Source organism: Pseudomonas sp. PS01300, assembly GCF_029960155.1.
Taxonomy (GTDB): Bacteria; Pseudomonadota; Gammaproteobacteria; order Pseudomonadales; family Pseudomonadaceae; genus Aquipseudomonas; species Aquipseudomonas palmensis.
The window spans coordinates 1-292 of sequence record NZ_JASCPN010000158.1 but is presented as its reverse complement, the minus strand read 5'-3'; the positions used below and the strand labels follow the sequence as shown (position 1 = coordinate 292).

The window sequence follows — 292 nt, the reverse complement described above, 5'->3', positions numbered from 1 at the left end:
GACCAGGCCAACCTCGCCGCCGATGACTTCCGGCGCGCCGCCATCGAACCCACCCCCAGCCTGCAACGCTCGGTGGCCAAGCGTCAGGCCGAGTACCTGGACGGCCGCGTGTGCGCCCGCCCCGCCCTGCAGCGCCTGGACGGGCGCGACTACCTGCCCGCCCCCGGCGACGACCGCGCCCCCCTATGGCCGGCCGGCATCAGCGGCTCGATCACCCACGGCAAGGGCTGGGCGGCCGCCGTGGTGGCCCGCAGCAGCGACTGCCAGGGCCTGGTCCTGGACCAGGAAATCC

1 pseudogene is annotated in these 292 nt (G+C 75.3%); it reads left to right on the top strand.

Annotated elements, in window-relative coordinates:
- Positions 1-292: pseudogene (locus QMX96_RS26770) on the top strand (4'-phosphopantetheinyl transferase); the annotation flags it as partial.